This window comes from Collinsella aerofaciens ATCC 25986 (assembly GCF_964239575.1).
GTDB lineage: Bacteria > Actinomycetota > Coriobacteriia > Coriobacteriales > Coriobacteriaceae > Collinsella > Collinsella aerofaciens_BQ.
This window is the reverse complement of sequence record NZ_CAXSQQ010000013.1, coordinates 1-16,832: the sequence shown is the minus strand read 5'-3', so window position 1 is coordinate 16,832 and position 16,832 is coordinate 1. Positions and strand designations below refer to the sequence as shown.

At 61.0% G+C, this 16,832-nt stretch carries 12 protein-coding genes; 7 read left to right on the top strand and 5 right to left on the bottom strand.

What is annotated here, in order from left to right; genetic code table 11:
- Nucleotides 1–100 precede the first annotated feature (100 nt).
- Nucleotides 101–1,228 carry a glutamate 5-kinase gene (gene proB / locus ACESUZ_RS06955; protein ID WP_373199229.1) on the top strand — a complete coding sequence of 376 codons (1,128 nt, stop codon included), beginning with the start codon at nucleotides 101–103 and terminating at the stop codon, nucleotides 1,226–1,228.
- A 287-nt stretch (nucleotides 1,229–1,515) separates the two neighbouring features.
- Here the strand turns inward: proB and ACESUZ_RS06950 are convergent, their stop codons facing one another.
- Nucleotides 1,516–2,934, bottom strand: a complete 1,419-nt coding sequence (locus tag ACESUZ_RS06950; RefSeq protein ID WP_373199227.1) for an alpha/beta fold hydrolase — start codon at nucleotides 2,932–2,934, stop codon at nucleotides 1,516–1,518.
- 113 nt (nucleotides 2,935–3,047) lie between these two features.
- Here ACESUZ_RS06950 and ACESUZ_RS06945 point away from each other — a divergent pair, with 113 nt between their 5' ends.
- Together ACESUZ_RS06945 and ACESUZ_RS06940 are read left to right on the top strand one after the other, a co-directional pair.
- Entirely contained in the window at nucleotides 3,048–4,334 is a 1,287-nt protein-coding gene (locus tag ACESUZ_RS06945; protein ID WP_373199225.1) for a glutamate-5-semialdehyde dehydrogenase, read from the top strand.
- A 171-nt stretch (nucleotides 4,335–4,505) separates the two neighbouring features.
- A complete protein-coding gene (locus tag ACESUZ_RS06940) occupies nucleotides 4,506–5,105 on the top strand; it encodes an HD domain-containing protein (protein WP_373199224.1) in 600 nt (199 codons plus the stop codon).
- 169 nt (nucleotides 5,106–5,274) lie between these two features.
- On the opposite strand, the gene ACESUZ_RS06935 is transcribed toward ACESUZ_RS06940, so the two are convergent.
- A complete protein-coding gene (locus ACESUZ_RS06935; RefSeq protein WP_158567237.1) occupies nucleotides 5,275–6,033 on the bottom strand; it encodes a transposase in 759 nt (252 codons plus the stop codon).
- Nucleotides 6,034–6,388: 355 nt separating this feature from the next.
- A complete protein-coding gene (locus ACESUZ_RS06930; RefSeq protein WP_006235480.1) occupies nucleotides 6,389–6,874 on the bottom strand; it encodes a CarD family transcriptional regulator in 486 nt (161 codons plus the stop codon).
- Between the two features lie 342 nt (nucleotides 6,875–7,216).
- Here ACESUZ_RS06930 and argS point away from each other — a divergent pair, with 342 nt between their 5' ends.
- The 4 genes from argS to ACESUZ_RS06910 all read left to right on the top strand — a co-directional run bounded on the left by argS (nucleotide 7,217) and on the right by ACESUZ_RS06910 (nucleotide 14,343).
- Nucleotides 7,217–9,070 carry an arginine--tRNA ligase gene (gene argS / locus ACESUZ_RS06925; RefSeq protein WP_373199222.1) on the top strand — a complete coding sequence of 618 codons (1,854 nt, stop codon included), beginning with the start codon at nucleotides 7,217–7,219 and terminating at the stop codon, nucleotides 9,068–9,070.
- 684 nt (nucleotides 9,071–9,754) lie between these two features.
- Nucleotides 9,755–12,172, top strand: a complete 2,418-nt coding sequence (gene rho / locus ACESUZ_RS06920; RefSeq protein ID WP_373199220.1) for a transcription termination factor Rho — start codon at nucleotides 9,755–9,757, stop codon at nucleotides 12,170–12,172.
- 313 nt (nucleotides 12,173–12,485) lie between these two features.
- On the top strand, nucleotides 12,486–13,886 hold the full coding sequence (locus tag ACESUZ_RS06915) for a hypothetical protein (protein WP_373199218.1): 1,401 nt from the start codon (nucleotides 12,486–12,488) through the stop codon (nucleotides 13,884–13,886).
- A 7-nt stretch (nucleotides 13,887–13,893) separates the two neighbouring features.
- The gene (locus ACESUZ_RS06910) at nucleotides 13,894–14,343 is read left to right on the top strand and encodes a VanZ family protein (protein WP_373199217.1); all 450 of its coding nucleotides are present in this window, start codon (nucleotides 13,894–13,896) and stop codon (nucleotides 14,341–14,343) included.
- Between the two features lie 114 nt (nucleotides 14,344–14,457).
- Here the strand turns inward: ACESUZ_RS06910 and ACESUZ_RS06905 are convergent, their stop codons facing one another.
- On the bottom strand, nucleotides 14,458–15,348 hold the full coding sequence (locus ACESUZ_RS06905) for an ROK family protein (protein WP_373199215.1): 891 nt from the start codon (nucleotides 15,346–15,348) through the stop codon (nucleotides 14,458–14,460).
- A 140-nt stretch (nucleotides 15,349–15,488) separates the two neighbouring features.
- Complete coding sequence (locus ACESUZ_RS06900) at nucleotides 15,489–16,670, bottom strand: pyridoxal phosphate-dependent aminotransferase (RefSeq protein WP_373199213.1); 1,182 nt, start codon at nucleotides 16,668–16,670, stop codon at nucleotides 15,489–15,491.
- Between the last annotated feature and the right edge of the window lie 162 nt (nucleotides 16,671–16,832).

Here is a 16,832-nt window from a genome sequence, read left to right as displayed (position 1 = left end):
CGGATCAGTTGGCCTTGCGGCTCCTCCGGTGATCCGCATTCGACGGAGGAAAACGGATCATTTTCTCGCCCGCCTGCTCAACATTCGATTGGTTTGACGTATGACGACTTCTTATAAAACGATGGTGGTAAAGATCGGTTCGTCCACGGTGGTGGGCTCCGACGGCAAGGTCAACCGCGCCTTTATCGGCGGGCTTGCCGATCAGGCCGCAGCCCTGCGCAAACTCGGTTGGCGCCTGGTCGTGGTGAGCTCGGGCGCTATCGCCTGCGGCTATCCCGTGTTGGGCTTCGACCGCAAACCGGTCGGCGACCTGCCGAGCCTGCAGGCCTGCGCCTCGGCCGGTCAGTGTATCATCTCGTCGGCCTACGACGAGGAGTTTCATGCGCGCGACCTGCTCACCTCGCTCGTGCTGCTCACGCGCCACGATACGGCCCGCCGCACGTCCTACCTGCACGCACGCGACGCCCTGCTGCGCCTGGTGGAGCTTGGCGTGGTTCCTGTTGTCAACGAGAACGATACCGTTACTGTCGACGAGATCAAGTTTGGCGACAACGACACGCTGGCGGCGCTTGTGAGCTGCCTGGTTTCTGCCGATCTGTGCGTGACGCTCTCGGACATCGATGGCCTCTATACCGCCAATCCGCATGAGGACCCCACGGCCGAGTTTGTCCCGGTCGTGCATAAGATCGATGCCAAGATCATCGCCTCGGCGGGCGATTCTTCCACATCGGTGGGCACGGGCGGCATGATTACCAAGATCCGCGCGAGCCGCATTCTGATGACGGCGGGCATTCAGAGCGTGATCTGCTCGGGCGAGGAGCCCGATGCGCTCGTGCGCCTCGCTCGCGGCGAGAGTGTGGGCACGCTGTTCGATCCGCCGGCGGAGCGTCTGGACATTGCGCCCCGCAAGCTGTGGATCGCGCTGGGCGACAAGGCGCATGGCTCGGTGACGGTCGATGACGGCGCCGCGAAGGCGCTGGTCAGCCGTGGCTCGTCCTTGCTCGCGGTGGGTATTCACGAGGTCGATGGTCAGTTTGCCGAGGGTGATGTGCTCGACGTGTGCGACCCGAGCGGTATGGTCGTCGCCCGCGGTATCGCCGAGGCCGATTCGGACGTGCTGGAACTTGCGGCAGGACGCCGCCAGGACCAGATTGCCGGCAACCGTCTGTTGGCTGACCTGGCCGAAAAGCCTGCGATTCATCGAGATAATTTGATCGTCTTCGCCTAACGGGTCGACGCTGCGCGCCGCCCAGAGCGACAATTTGTCATTCAAAAGGCGAGGCATGACCAACAGATCTATGCCTAACCAATTGACGCTGCAAACGCCCCTAAGCGGCAATCTGACGTTCAATCGTCGGGCATGACCAAAAGGTCAATGCCCTCCTCTTTCACGTCACCTTGCTCGCTTAGGGGCGTTTTCGCTTTCCGACCTCTACCTGCGGCATTGTTGTTGCCGGCACTTATTCTGCACTAGGGGACGCTCTTTTTGTGCCGGTGGACGGGGACACTCCTTCGCTAGAAGATCCGGCGCAGGTCTCCGCGGTTGAGGGCTTCGCCGAAGAGGTGCTTGAACACCACGCTACCGTGCAGGCCGTCGTGCTCAAACTCGTTCGTCACCCAGGCATGCGAGTTGCCCACGCGGCTGAGCGTGTCGAGCTGCAGACCCGAATCCACGTACATGTCATCGAAGTACACGGCGGCCTGGAGTGGCACCTCGTTGCACGCCAGGCGCTGCGGGTCGTAGATCTTGTCCCAGCTGGTGTCTTCCATCAGCAGATCCATGGCGAGCTTGAAGGGCTTGAGCTCAGGCATCTGCTCAAACATCCACGGGAACATGGCCTCGCCGGTAAACATGAGCGGGCGCGCGAGCGTGTCGAACTCGGCGCGGTGTGCCTTCTCTTCTGCCGCGGCCCAGCGGATGGGCATGGTGTCGCCATCGGCGTAGATGAACTCCTGCAGCGTCCAGTACAGCGGATTCGTGCGTGTGCTGGTGCGCTCGAAGGCGTGCATCAAAAAGCTGTCGGATACCGAGGAACCGCAGCTCAACGTACCGTCGCCATCAACAAACGCGTGGTCGATAATCCAGTGCATGCGCTCAAAGCTCGGCTTCATGCCAAAGTCGCTGCCCATGAGCTGCAGGCGCTCGACCGTCATCGGCGAGCCGTCGGGCAGTGCGGGCTTTTGCTCCTCGAGGGCATCTGCCAGGGCCGCCACGCGTTCGACGTCGGCGGGGTAGCGGTCATAATACTGCTGGGTCTTGGCCGCCATGCGCGGGAAGGTGTGCGCGTAGACCTCGCTGGCGCTCGCCGGCACGTGCGGAATGCCGCCGCAGGTAAAGCTTGCCGTTACGCCCTCGGGGAAAAGCGATAGATAGCTCAACGTCAAAAAGCCGCCGTAGCTCTGCCCGAGTGTGACCCAGGGCTTGCCGCCAAAGCCCACCAGGTGCAGGTACTCAAAGTCGCGCACGATGGAACTGGCGAGGTGGCGCTTGAGAAAGTCCGCCTGCGAGCGTGCGGCATCGGCTCCTGCTGCCTCGGCGCGATCGCCCAGAGCCGCGATCGTACGCCCGTCTACGCAGCTGCTGCGCCCGGTACCTCGCTGGTCGGGCAGCACGACGCGGAAATGCTTGACGGCCTCCTCGATCCAGCCATCGCTTGTGGGCGACAGCGGACGCGGGCTCTCGCCGCCGGGGCCGCCCTGCAAAAAGAGGAGGAGCGGCAAGTCGTCGTTAATGCGGTCGGGCGCGCAAACCACGCGGTAGAAGAGCTTGATGCTTTCGGGTGCACCGGCGATGGGCGCCGGCATTGCGCCGCGGCGCATGGTACTGCCGACGGCCAAAAGCATGGGCTCCAGGCCGCGCCAGTCGAGGGGGACGTCGATGCTGTGGTCCTCGACGTAGAGGCCGGGGACGTGGTACGAAGTGATGAGCGCCATGTGATGCTTCCATTCGTTGCGGTGTTTCGGGTTGACCAATTCTACCGCCGTCTGCGAGGATGCGTGCAAATCGGCTACCATGGTTGGCAAACATCTAAGAGAAAGGGCCGTTCATGTCGGTCGATATAGCCACCTACGTTCACGATCTTGCCGTTGAGGCCAAGGCCGCTTCGGGCGCGCTTGCCACGGCGAGCGATGTCCAGCGCCAGGAGGCCGTGCGCGCCATGGCCGCGGCGCTGCGCGACGGCGTCGATTCCATCGTTGCCGCCAATGAGCTCGATATGTCCGCGGCGCGTGATGCGGGCACCTCGGCGGGGCTTCTCGACCGTCTGCTGCTGACGCCCGAGCGCGTCGAGGGCATGGCCGCCGGCCTGGAGAAGCTCGCTGAGCTGCCCGATCCTGTCGGCCGCGTACTAGACCACCGCGTGCTTGCAAGCGGCGTGGATCTGACCCGCGTGAGCGTGCCGCTGGGCTTGGTCGCCATGGTGTATGAGGCGCGTCCCAACGTGACGGCCGATGCTGCGGGCATCTGCATCCGCACTGGCAACGCCTGCATTCTGCGCGGCGGTTCGCTGGCCTATCACTCGTGCGCCATGATCGCCGAGCTGCTGGCCGATGCGCTCGAGGCCAAGGGCTTCCCGCGCGAGGCCGTGTCGATGATCGAGTCCACCGACCGCGAGGCCACTGGCGAGCTCATGAAGCTCCGCGGTATCGTCGATGTGCTCATTCCGCGCGGCGGTGCAGGGCTGATCCAGCGCTGCGTGCGCGAGTCGCTCGTGCCGGTGATCGAGACGGGTACGGGCAACTGCCACATCTACGTGCATGAATCCGCCGACTTTGATAAGGCACTCAACATTATCGTTAATGCCAAGACCCAGCGCGTAGGCGTGTGCAATGCCGCCGAGTCGCTGCTGGTCGACCGTGCTGTGGCCGATGCGTTTTTGCCTGCGGTCGTGGCCGTGCTGCATGACCACGGCGTGTTCATTCACGGCGACGAGGCAACCTGCGCCGCATGCGCCGATGCCGGGCTTGCCGAGGGTGATGACTACGTCGCCGCGACTGAGGAGGACTGGGGTCGCGAGTACCTGGCTCTCGAGATGAGCGTGAAGGTCGTGGCAAACGAGGACGAGGCCATCGCACACATCAACCGCTACGGCACGATGCACTCCGAGGCCATCGTTGCCGAGGACACGGATGCTTGCGAGCGCTTCCTGGATGCGGTCGATGCCTCGGCCGTGTACGCCAACGCCAGCACGCGCTTCACCGACGGCGGCGAGTTTGGCCTGGGTGCCGAGATCGGCATCTCGACCCAAAAGCTCCACGCTCGCGGCCCCTTCGCCGCCGAGGCCCTCACCACCTACAAATACAAGCTCCGCGGCACCGGTCAGGTTCGCCCCTAAACCTACCAAAAAGGGACAGGTTTATTTTGGCAGGTTTTATCTGCGGTTTTGTCGGGCGACACGTTTGCCCGGCTTTTTTCTCCGTATACCTTTTCTGCCTTTCGGCTTGAGCTACGGCGATATACGATAATGACACCGTGTCCTAGCACCGACTCACCTGGAGGTATTGCCATGTCCCAGATGCTTTCCGCCGGAATCACCCGCGACCGTGCGTTCGAACTGCTTAACGAGCACAACAAAGACCCGTTCCACATCACCCACGGCGAGACGGTCGAGGGCACCATGCGCTACTTTGCGCGCGAGTTCGATCCCAAGAACGAGGAGTTTTGGGGCATCGTCGGCCTGCTGCACGACTTGGATTGGGAGGAGCATGAGGACGACCCCGTGAACCACACCATCTATGCGGCAGAAATCCTCGAGGGCGAGGGCGCATCGCCCGAACTCATTCGCGCTATTCAGACGCACACGTCCGATTTCAATGCCTCGCTGCCCAAGCCCGAGCTTCAGATGGAGAAGATCCTGTTTGCTTGCGACGAGCTCACCGGCCTGATCGGTGCTGCCGTGATCATGCGTCCGAGCAAAAGCGTCATGGACTTTACGACTAAGTCGCTCAAGAAAAAGTTCAAGGACAAGCGCTTTGCCGCCGGCTGCTCGCGCGACGTGATTTCGCAGGGCGCCGAGATGTTGGGCTGGGAGCTTCCCGAGCTCTTCGACCGCACCATCGCGGCCATGCAGTCCTTCGCGCCCGACCGCGACACCTTCCAGGCCTAACCTGCAAAAAGGGACAGGTTTATTTTGGTAGGTTTTATCTGGGAAAACGCTTCCGTTGGATGTTATTCAGCGGAAGCGTTTTCTGTTTGACATGGTGACGCTGGCGAATGGCGGCGCCTCGCGGCAGACAGCTGCGCTTCGCCGTATCCGTAACTCGGCAAACGCGACGCTACGACGCGTTCTTGATAATCCATGTTCCCAGTCCGGTCAGCAGCTGAACCTGCTTAACCGTTAGCCCTTGTTTTCGAAGCGCGAGAATCGCCTCATTGCGAAGTGGCTTGGAGACGGATTTGAGTTCCGTCGGAGCACATCCTGCGACACTCTGCACGATTGCCGTGCCAAATTCGCATAGATCTTCCTCGCGAACCTTGGCTGTTGCGCTGGGGCGATAGGGAAGCGACGGCGTACTTTCCATGAGCCGAAGGTATGAGCGAGGTGTTGGGAATAAAACACCGACAACGCTGCCGGTAACATGCGGCCGTGACCTGGCACTCATTAGATACTCGCGATGGCTGCTCCAGGGATATTCGTCGTATGCCGCCAGTCCCGCTTTTTGTGGATTCAGATGAATGTATCGAATTGCCTCGAGTAAATATACTTCTGACTTAATGGGCGAATCCCAAAACCGCTCCTGAAACACGTGGCCGATATGCCCCGTCCGCGCATTGTACCTGCCCGCATACGATACTGCTACCGCGTGCATCGCGTCGCTCTTGCGGTCGTCCGGATCGTCGATGAGCAGATGAATGTGGTTTCCCATAAGGCACCAAGCGATAAGCTCGATATTGTGTTTGGGGAGGATCGCATCGAGGATCTGAAGCATGGCGATTCGGTCCTCGGCATCGTCAAACAGCAATTGCCCTCCGTTTCCACGCAACGTGATGTGGAAATAACCGGTTGGTGACTTTGAACGAGGTTTTCTCGGCATGGCCCCTCCTTTAGCTTGGATGGGCTGAAGATACCTCATTCGGAGGCTTCGGTTGTCGAGATTCAGTTCACCGACTATAGCTGCTACCTGCCGAAATGTTATTGCGTTTTCAAATTGATGCTTTTTAATGGTAATTGAGCAAGACAGGCGCGCTTGTTGTGGATGCGGCCGTTGGTTGCGTCGATCTGGACGGCCCCCGCGTGATGTCATCGCAAATGGGCTTCACGTATTCTACGGATATAGAAAAATGGCCGGGCGCTCACAAACAAAACGGAGCACCCGGCCATTTACTGATTGTTTGTTGACGTTTGGCCAGATAAAACCTGCCAAAATAAACCTGTCCCTTTTTGGCAGGTTAGTTGAGGGCGGCTTGGGCTAGGCGGGCTTCGGCGGCCTCTTCGGTGACGCCCAGGGCCACGGCGAACTCCTCGATGGAGCGGCGCTTGGCTTCCTTGAGTACGCGCATGTAATAAGAGCTGGGCTTTTTATCTGCTTCCTCGGCCTGGCGGATACGGTGCATCATGGTTTTTGCCACGCGGACCGTCTCGGGCGCGCCTAGCTTGAGCTGCTGCTTAAAGTGTGTCTCCTCGAGCGAGCTGTTGCGCTCGGTAAAGGTGTCGCACTCCAGCTCGTCGTAGTGGCTCAACAGGTGCTCGGCATCTTGCTGCGAGATGGCGGCATGCAGACGGTCGGCCTGCGCCACGGGGTACATGAGAATCGTCTGCGCATGTCCCTGCTTGGTCTCGAGCAGCAACATGGGCTGCGGCGTGTCGTCCCTAAAACCGACGACGGTGCAGACTCCCTGACCCGGATGAATGACGTGTTGACCGATTGAGAACATGCTACCTCCAACTTATACGAATTTACGTATGTTAAGAATACCACGCTGACGTGCGCAAACCATTACTTTATGCAGGAAAAGCACACAACTCCGATAGGTTAGAGTATTCGATAAATAGAACGGCTTATTCATACGTTCATGCATTTCCAGAACGTGTATAAACTGCAGGCAAACCGCCAACTTTGTACAGCAGCGCAAGAGCGGTAGTCATTTTTGTGCATATGCAATATCTATTAGCTTTACCCTGCGACAGTAGTTACCGCTTGTGATAGAGTGCTACAAACTCTGGCTTTTGCCCTACGAGTGACCAAGAGCTCGGGGGCTTTAACACAAGGAGGATCTATGCCCGAGAAGATTGAAGAGCTGGTACGCGCTGCGCTTGCTGCGGCCCAGGAGACCGGCGACCTTTCCGCATTTGAACTTGACGATTGCGCTATCGAGCGACCGGCCGATACTTCTCATGGCGAGTGGACCTCCACCATGGCCCTGAAGTCCGCCAAGCTGGCTCATTGCGCCCCGCGCAAGATCGCCGAGGCCGTCGTTGCCCATATGCCCGAGGACCCCGCGATCGAGAAGGTCGAGATCGCCGGTCCTGGCTTCATCAACTTCTACCTCTCCGTTGCCGTCAAGAACGCCATCTTTGGCGAGGCCCGCGAGAAGGGTATGGACTTCGCTAAGTCCAACGTCGGTGGCGGCCTGAAGACCCAGGTCGAGTTCGTCTCCGCCAACCCCGTCGGCCCCATGCACATCGGCCATGGCCGCTGGGCCGCTCTGGGCGACTCCCTCTGCCGCGTGATGGACCACGCCGGTTACGACATCCAGCGTGAGTTCTACATCAACGACCACGGCTCTCAGATGAACACCTTCGGCAACTCCATCAGCACGCGCTATATGCAGCTTGCCGACATCATCGCCAAGCAGGGCGTGGATATCGACGAGGCTCACAAGCTTCTGATCGCCGACCGCGACGCCTTTGTTGCCGACGAGGGCGACGAGCACCCCGAGACCCATCCGTATCAGGACAACTTTGCCGAGACTCTGGGCAAGGACTCCTACGGCGGCGACTACATCATCGACGAGGCTGCCGAGTTCTGGCGCACCGACGGCGACAAGTGGGTCAACGCCGATCCGCAGGAGCGCATGGAGAGCTTCCGCGAGCGCGGCTACGTAAAGATGGTCGACAACATGCGCGACCTCTGCCATGCCGTCAACTGCGACTTCGATCGTTGGTTCTCCGAGCGCTCGCTGTATGTGAAGGATACCGAGGGCGAGACCGCCGGCACCTCCGCCGTCGACCGCGCTTTTGAGAAGCTCGACAAGATGGGCTATCTCTACACCAAGGACGGTGCCCTGTGGTTCCGCTCCACCGACCTGGGCGATGACAAGGACCGCGTCCTGATCAAGTCCGATGGCGAGTACACCTACTTCGCCTCCGATGTTGCCTATCACTGGGATAAGTTCCAGCGCGTCGACCACGTCATCGATATCTGGGGCGCCGACCACCACGGCTACATCGAGCGCGTCCGCTGCGTCTGCGATGCTCTCGGTTACCCCGGCAAGTTCGAGGTTCTGCTGGGCCAGCTCGTCAACCTGCTACGCAACGGCAAGCCCGTCCGTATGTCCAAGCGCAAGGGCACCATGGTGACCCTGCAGGAGCTCGTCGACGAGGTCGGCTCCGACGCCGCTCGCTACACGCTCATCTCCAAGAGCTCCAACCAGATGGTCGACTTCGATATCGAGGCCGTCAAGAAGCGCGACAACTCCAACCCGGTGTACTACGTGCAGTACGCTCACGCCCGCGTGTGCTCCATCCTGCGTCGTGCCGCAGACGTTACCGCCGAGCAGGCCGCTGAGATGGGCATGAAGGCCGTCGCCGAGAAGGCCATCGGCGAGAACGTCGATTACTCGCTGCTGACCGACCCGACCGAGCTTGCCCTTTCGCGTAAGCTCAACGAGCTCACCGACCTCATCGGTAGCTGCGCTCGCGATCGCGCCCCGTTCCGCCTGACGCACTTTGCCGAGGAGCTCGCCGGCGACTTCCACAGCTTCTACGCTGCCTGCCAGGTTCTGCCGAGCGAGGGCCGTCCCGTCGACCCCGAGCTCTCGCGCGCCCGTCTGGCCGCTTGCGACGCCGTCCGCGTGACGCTCGCCCTGGTGCTCACCCTCGTTGGCGTTTCCGCGCCCGAGCAGATGTAAGCTACGGGTCATTTGACCGTACAGACTTGGTTTAACTAAGCCTTGAAAGCCCGATCTCCCACGGAGGTCGGGCTTTTTGCAAACGCCGACGTATTGACGAATTTGGAACTGCTGGAAATACGAAACTATGCCGGTTTACTACGATGAAATGAGAAATTCCAACTACGCCGGCTTTTCGCAAAAAAGCGCAAGGCATCTACCTGCGGTTTTAGTTCAACAAGTTTCGGAGTGATCGCGGTTGAGCGATTCATCGTAGTAAACCGCCACAGTTTTGGCGGAGGCAGTCAGATTTGTGGGTGTTAAACCAAAGATTGTCCCTTTTGACTAGTCGTTTAAGAACGTCCTCAATGACTAAGTTGCAGGTGGTTGCGGTTGTGTTACACTAACGCTGCGTATATGACGCAAATATCTCGATACAGATCAATGATGTCCGTCGGTATTTGACGGAGCTAGACTGTTTAGCCGCCCTGAAGGTTTATGCAGGGAGCATGTGATCACAGGGCTTGAAAAGAAAGTTGAGCAAACACTGTGTCTGATCAACAGCAAGAAAACGAAATAACGACGACGCAAGCCGCTCCCGCTGCACCGGTTGCGTTGGACCAGGTCGCGGCGCCCGCGCAAGCCTCGGCTCCTGAGACGCCTAAGGCTGCTTCGACGCCTACGCCTTCAGCGGCTGAGAAGGCCGTGCCTGCAACTGGTGAGGAGGCTGCTCCGGCAAAGCCCAAGCGTACGCGCCGCACGGTCAAGCCTGCTGCTGACGGCGAGGAGGTCACCAAGCCCAAGCGCCGTACCACGCGCACGACGCGCGTCAAGCGCACCGTTGCAGCTGACTCCTCGGCGCCGATTTCCGATGAGGTCGCGCAGGCACGTGCGTTGGCGCAGATTAGCGAGGCTCAGGTGGTGCGCGCCCGCCGTCGTGCTGCCGAGCGCGAGGCCGCGGCTCTGACCGAGCTCGCAGCTCCGTCTGTGCCCGAGACGCCTGCCGCCACCGAGACCCCTGTCGCCGACCAGCCGACCGAGAAGCCGGTACCGCGCACACGCCGTCGCACGGCTGCTAAGGCCGAGCAGGTTGCCGATCAGGTAACCCCCGAGCTCACTGAGGCTTCGGTCCGTTCCGCGGCAGGGGAGGGCACATCGCCTGTTGAGCCCGCTGCGCCTGTCGAGGCCAGCGAAGTTCCCGTTGTCGATCCGGCTTTGCGCCCGCACCGTCGCGGTCGTAAGCCCAAGGCCTTCGTCGAGGCCGAGAAGGCCGCAGCCGCGGCCGCAGCCGCTCGGGATGCTGCTGCGGCTGCCGAGTCTGCAACCGCTGCCGACGCACCCGTCCAGGATGCTACGACTTCCGAGGCCGCTCCCGCCGATGCCAAGCCTGCCGACGTCCGTCCCGGTCGCAGCCGTCGCACTGCTGCTAAGCGCACGTCCAAGGCTAAAGCTGCCAAGAAGGGTGCGTCCGAGGATTCCGCCGAGACGACCGTCGATGCATCGATTGATGCCGCCGAGCCCCAGGACGTCGAACAGTCTGCGTCCGAGAAGCCCAAGCGCGGTCGTAAGAAGTCCGCTAAGGCTAAGGCGTCCGAGCAGCAGACTGATGTCGAAGCACAGGTCGATTCCGGCGCCGAGGCCAATGACGCCGCTGCGGCTAACGCCGATGCCGCCGCAACCGATGGCGCCGCGCCCGCCGAGGCCGAAGACGGCGCTCGCCCCAACCGTCGCCAGCACAAGCGCAACGAGGAGCGCAATGAGCGCAAGGACGACCGCAACAACGACCGCCGCAGCCGTCAGCGCGACCGCAAACAGCGCAACAAGGAGCGCAACGCCGCCCCCACCGAGCCCACGCTTTCGCGCGAGGAGCTTGCGGCCATGAAGGTAGCCGAGCTGCGCGAGAAGGCAAAAGAGTTCGAGATCGAGACGACCGGCAAGAAGAAGGCCGAGCTTGTCGAGGAGATCTACACGACCGCCGCGAAGGCCGAGGGCTTCCGCGATATTAAGGGCATCCTGCAGATTCGCCCGGACAACTCCGGCATCATCCATGCCCACGGTTACATGAAGTCCAATGAAGACGCCTTCGTCCCCGCTTACCTCATCCGCTCCGCACGCCTGCGCACGGGTGATGTCATCGAGGGTTCGCTGCGCCCCTCGCGCGGCGGCGACAAGCGAGCCGGCCTCGCCAAGATCACGACCGTTAACGGCATGGATCCCGAGCAGATCCGCAACCGCCCCAAGTTCGGCGACCTTACCCCGGTCTATCCCAACGAGCCGCTGCGCATGGAGCACGGCAAGGATTCCATCACCGGTCGCGCCATCGATATCGTGTCGCCGATCGGCAAGGGCCAGCGTGGCCTGATCGTGTCGCCGCCCAAGGCCGGCAAGACAACGATCCTTAAGAAGATCTGCCAGTCCATCTCGATCAACAACCCCGAGGTGCACCTCATTTGCCTGCTCGTCGACGAGCGCCCCGAAGAGGTCACCGATATGCAGCGCTCCATCAAGGGCGAGGTCGTGGCCTCGACCTTCGATATGCCTGCCGAGAACCACACCCGCGTGGCCGAGCTCGTCATCGAACGCGCCAAGCGCATTGTGGAGCTGGGCGGCGATGTCGTGGTGGTGCTCGACTCCATCACGCGTCTTGCCCGCGCCTACAACCTGGCGGCACCCGCCTCGGGTCGTATCCTTTCGGGCGGCGTCGATTCGGCAGCTCTCTATCCGCCCAAGCGTTTCCTGGGTGCAGCCCGCAATATCGAAAACGGCGGCTCGCTCACCATCCTCGCCTCCGCCCTTATCGACACCGGCTCCAAGATGGATGAGGTCATCTTTGAGGAGTTCAAGGGCACCGGCAACATGGAGCTCAAGCTCGACCGCGATCTTGCCGATCGCCGCATCTTCCCGGCCATCGACCCCGTTGCCTCCGGTACGCGCAACGAGGACCTGCTGGTCGACGAGCAGATGCGCCCGTTTGTCTTCGGCCTGCGTCGCATTCTCGCCGGTATGAACAACACCGAGCGCGCGGCGGCGTCGTTTATTAAGGGTCTTAAGGGCACCAACACCAACCAGGAGTTCCTGGTGCGTTCGGCCAAAAAGCACAGCGACTACGAGCAGACGTTCTAGGTTGTCATCCACACGCAGCGATAGCCATCAATGCGATAAAGGGTCGGTGCTTTGAGCCTCGGCCCTTTTCCATATCGCCGCTCCGCGCTTATTTTTGACCACAAGACCGACGAGCAGCAGGTTTCCCGTTTCAATCCGACATCGTCGCTTGCAATCGACGGGGCGGTTTCGCATAATAGCTTTTAAGCTTCGCGACGGAAAACGCAGATGAAACGAACCATATACCGTTGCTTTGGGGCATAGCCCCGCTTCATCTTCTCTCGCGCAGCCAACTGAATGATGCGATTTGGGTGCTGGAAGATGGGGAGAGCTCATGGCTTCTTCTGATGCAACACAACGAGCAGTCCTTGCCGGACTTTCGTGCGGGATCGGCCTTGCCGCTCCCGTGGTTATGTATGCCGCGACGCTGCCGTTTTCGTCTGTGAACGAGACGGTCGTGGCGGGTGCGGTTCCCTTCGCCGTGGGCGCGGTGGCGGGCGTGGGTATCTATGCCGCCTCGCTGGGTATCTCCGAGTATCGTGCGCAGCGTGAAGAGCGTCTGTTCCAGCCCGATGCCATGGGCGGTGCCGCCAATCTCAATCAGCATCAAAGCGAGTTCAAGACCGCCTCGATTCCAGCTCAGCAGCAGGATGCGACTCCTTACGCTGCGGCTTCTGCTTCTCAGGCTCAGGCGGAGCAGTCTACCTCGGCATTCCTTTCCGGCCTGACTGGTGCGTTCCAGCGCCGTCATGCCGATGATGGTGTCCCTACCATCGCTCGAGCTGCAGATGCTATGGACGAGGCCGAGGCTTGGTCCATGATCGACAGTATGCTCGACGACGATTCGCCGGTGAGCTGCGACCCTGCACACTCGCGCGACGTCTATCAAGTCGCCATCGACGAGCTCACCAACGGCGGGCAGACCGGCTCCTTCAATCGCGACGACATCGCCGCCGCGGCACGCGCCGTGTCTGGTTCCCAGGCCGCCCCTGCGGGCAGCACGGCGGCTTTCGTGGCACTCGTTGCCAACGCGGCAGCCAATAACGCCTACAACGTTACCTCGGCGGACGCGAACACTTCTGCCGACAATTCGTACGTTGATGAAGCCATGGCCGCGGACGAGGAGGCCGTTGCCGCCCGCCGTGCCGCCGAAAGCTCGCTTTGGGGCGCTCCTGCCCAGCAGCAGGCGGCTGAGGCTGCGCCGTACAATGCAAACCTCGCCAGCATGCCTATCATTTCCGGTGCCGCGGACATCGATCTCGATGACCTCGATGAGCCTGCAGCCATCACCGCATCGATTGATGCCCAAGATCGCATCGACACCGGCGACCTTCCGGACGCCTCGCTCGAGGTTGATGTCCCCATGGCCGATTACTCGGGCCACGAGGACATGTGGGCCGCCGCCACCGCGATTCTGGATGAGATTGACGAGCCCGCTCCTGTTGTAGCGCCCGCTCCCGTCGCTGCCCCTCAGCCTGCTGCCCCCGCCTATGTCGGCCGTCACAGCGCTGTGTTCCCCGAGGATACCGCCCGCATCTCGCGCGAGAGCATCGAGCGGGCCGAGGCTATTGCCGTCGGCATTATGGAAAATCGTCGTCACGAGCGCGTCAATCAGATCCTCGAGGAAGAGATCGAGCGCCTACAGTCCTCTACCGCCAAGCGTACGGGTCGTGCCTATCTGAGCGTTATCGAGGGCGGTACCGCCAGCTTCGCGCCGCTCCGCGCGGAGGCATAACTTCTGCATGGTTAAGATCAATCGAAAATGGGCGGTCGTGACCTGCCTGATGGCGCTCTTGATCTGGGGCAATTCGCTGGTTCCCGGCTCGGGGTCGGGCTCGCTGAGCCTAACGGTCATGGAAGCTATCCGCGGTTTCCTGCACGGCGTGGGACTTCCATATGAATGGGTGACCAACTTTGTTGTTCGCAAGTGTGCGCATTTTACCGAGTATATGGTGCTCGGCATCCTGGCAACGCACGCCTTTGATTTTGAGGGCCGGCGCACCTTTGACGTGCTGCTGCCCACGGCGGTGTTCCTGCTGCTGATTCCCTCGATCGACGAGACGATTCAGCTCTTTGTGCCGGGACGCGCCGGCATGATCACCGATGTGATGATCGACTGCTGTGGAGCGGCAACGGGCGTTGTGCTCCGATATTTCTTACGGTCGCTGATGTACGCCAAAAAAGCCGCCTAGGACGTATTGTTTGGTCCTAGGCGGCCTTTTTTATTTGAGGGCTTATATGAGGCGTGGTGGCGTCGTTCCGTAGGTCGGATTTACCGGGCGCGCCACGCCCTGTGGGTGCGTCTGCTACTGAAGCGCCTGTGCGCCCAGGGCCAGGCAACCCATGATGCCCTGCTTGCCCTCGAGGCTGTTGTTGACGATGTAGTTATCGATGTCGTTGACCTCGGGCGTGACGATATAGCCGTTGAGCATTTCGGCGCACTTCTTGCGCGCGAGCGGCACGATGGGGGTGTGGTCGGCCACGCCGCCGCCGATGATGATCTTTTGCGGCGCGTAGCACAGCGTGTAGGTCATGAGTGCCTGTGCCAGATAGCCCGCGAGCAGATCCATGGCCTCCGGGTCATCGGCCATGTCTCCGGCGCTCTTGCCATCCCAGCGCTTTTTGACGCCGGGACCGGCGATGAGGCCCTCGAGGCAGTTGTCATGGAAGGGGCAGGCACTGTGCTCGCCGATGGTGTCACGCGGGTCGCGTGTGACCAGGATGTGACCGGCCTCGGGGTGCATCATGCCGTGGACGAGCTGACCGCCCGAGAGCACGCCGGCGCCCACGCCGGTGCCGATGGTCAGGTAGACAACGTCAGTGAGGCCCTGGGCGCAACCAAAGGTGACCTCGCCGAGGCAGGCGACGTTGACGTCGGTGTCGTAGCCGCAGGGGACGTTGAGCTCGTTTTGGATGGTGCCCAGCAGGTCAAAGTAGCGCCATGCGGTCTTGGGCGTCTCCAGGATCTTGCCGTATTGGGGCGAGGCGGGGTTGACCGCGGTGGGGCCAAAGGCGCCGATGCCCAGGGCGGAGATGCCCTTGTCTGCAAACCATGCGTTGACGGCCTCGACGGTCTCCTGCGGGGTCGTGGTCGCGATCTGCTCGCGCTTTAGGACCGTACCGTCCGCATAGCCCGTGGCGCAGACCATCTTGGTGCCACCGGCCTCGAGCGCTCCGATAAGCTGCTGCTCTGCCATAGTATTCCTCTCTCTGGGACGAGTTGCTCCGTGACTAAAGTATAGAGCTCTAAACCATTTAAGAAAGCGCTATAGAAAGAAGCCTCGCAACGCGGCGGGCGGTGCGAGGCTTCTTTGGTTGCTTTAGTTGCGGGCCGTCCTTACCCGCGCGGCTTGATTTTATCACGTAGCGACTTGAGGTTCTCCAGCGCCGCGTTAAGCGTCTCGTCTCGCTTGGCAAAGTGGAAACGAATCAGATGGTTGACGGGCTCGCGGAAGAAGCTCGAGCCGGGCACGGCGCCCACGCCCACCTTTGAGGCCAGGTCCTCGCAGAACTCGAGGTCGCTGTCGTAGCCAAACTCTGAGATATCCATCATCACGTAGTAGGCGCCCTGCGGCTCGTTATGCTCAAGACCGATGCTGTCGAGTCCCTGGCAGAACAGGTCGCGTTTGGCGGTATAGAGGTCGAGGACCTCATCGTAATAGCTGTCGTCGAATTTGAGGGCGGTGACGACGGCTTCCTGCAGGGGAGCGGCGGCGCCCACGGTGAGGAAGTCGTGGACCTTCTTGATGCGCTCGGTGATTTCGGCAGGGGCGATAGTGTAGCCCAGACGCCAGCCGGTGATGGAGTACGTCTTAGACAGCGAGCTGCAGCTGATGGTGCGCTCAAACATGCCGGGCAGCGTGGCCATATAGACGTGCTCGTGGGGCGCGTAGACGATGTGCTCGTATACCTCGTCGGTGATGCAGTAGGTGTCGTACTTTTTGCAGAGGTCGGCGATAAAGGTGAGCTCATCGCGTGTAAAGACCTTGCCGCAGGGGTTGGAAGGGTTGCACAGGACGATGGCCTTGGGGTCGTTGTCGCGGAAGGCCGCCTCGAGTGTCTCGCGGTCAAAGTCGAATGTGGGCGGGTTGAGCGGCACGTAGATGGGCTCGGCCCCCGAAAGGATCGTGTCGCCGCCGTAGTTCTCGTAGAACGGCGAGAAGATGACGACCTTGTCGCCGGGGTTTGTGACCGTCATCATGGCGGCCATCATTGCCTCGGTGGAGCCGCAGGTGATCACGATGTTCTCATTGGGGTTGATCGGCATGCCCATAAAGTGCTCCTGCTTGGCGGCAAGCGCCTCGCGCATGGCCTGGGAGCCCCAAGTGATGGAGTACTGATGGTAGAGCGGCTTGGGGTCGCTGGCGATGGTGCTCAGGCTATTGAGCAGCTGCGCCGGGGGATCAAAGTCGGGGAAGCCCTGCGAGAGGTTGACGGCGTCGTACTTATTGGAGATGCGCGTCATGCGGCGGATGACCGAATCGGTAAACGTTGCCGTGCGATTGGAGAGTTCTTTCATGGTTGTCCTTTCGAACATCGGGGTGGGGCAAGTTTACTCCTATGAAACCGGTGGGAAATGCTCGAAATGGATCCGAAAAACTCTTTGGTTGATTTTCAATCTCAACGCAACAGCCTGAACGGACCCCGCGTTTCCGCAGCTAGCGCAACGCGGAAATAGCTC